The sequence below is a fragment of the Oleiphilus sp. HI0061 genome, assembly GCF_001635675.1.
Map to the genome: position 1 here is coordinate 1 of NZ_LWFE01000029.1, position 746 is coordinate 746.

2 protein-coding genes are annotated in these 746 nt (G+C 43.2%); both read right to left on the bottom strand.

Features of this window, described 5'->3' with window-relative positions; all coding sequences use genetic code 11:
* The coding region (locus A3735_RS29415; RefSeq protein WP_156499276.1) for a type II 3-dehydroquinate dehydratase at window positions 1-69 on the bottom strand (69 nt) is incomplete at its 3' end.
* 152 nt (window positions 70-221) lie between these two features.
* Window positions 222-746, bottom strand: a 525-nt coding sequence (locus tag A3735_RS00450) for a GGDEF domain-containing protein (protein ID WP_156499275.1), incomplete at its 5' end; no start/stop codon positions are given.

A 746-nucleotide genomic window follows, 5' to 3' on the forward strand; every position in this document is an offset into this window, starting at 1 on the left:
GTAAATTTCGGGTTCGCGGGTGCCTAAAAGGTTTAGGTTTGGGCCATGAAGTACCAGTATGCTAGCCATAATCAGACGATGCTCGTAAAAACATGTGAAAGAGAAAGTTAATTCTAAGTGCCGTGAGAAATGTCTACAAGTGTAGTTTCTTTTTATGACACTTTATCTACAATATAGTGGCTAGTTTGCCCATATATTGCGTTATTTACAAGCAGGTTTTCTTACAGTTCTGTATTGTAGCAACGGACATTATTTCGTCCATTTCTCTTTGCTTCGTATAGGGCATGATCAGCCTTTTCACATAAGGATTGAGCGTTTTCGTGGTCAGCTAATGCAATGCCGCAACTAAAGGTGACATTGAATGTGCCGGTTCCGGCGGGCTGTGGTAATTCTGCAAAGCGTTCACGTATTTCGTTAAGAATAGTTTTAGCATCGCGTTCAGAAGTATTTGGCAGTACGATGGCAAACTCTTCGCCACCATAGCGACCGATGTGGTCTGTTTTACGTAGCCGCTGTTTAAGGAAAAGAGAAAGGCTTTTCAGTACGCGGTCGCCAATAGGGTGGCCGTAGTTATCATTAATCTTTTTGAAGTAGTCGATATCGAGCATTGCGAAACAGACAGGTAGTTCGCTTTCCGCTGCTTTAGCAACTTCAATTTCTAGCAAATGTAGAGTATGGGTATGATTGTAAAGCCCGGTCAGGCTATCGCGAATCATTAGTGCCAAAAGGGATCGAGCTCTTCGGCC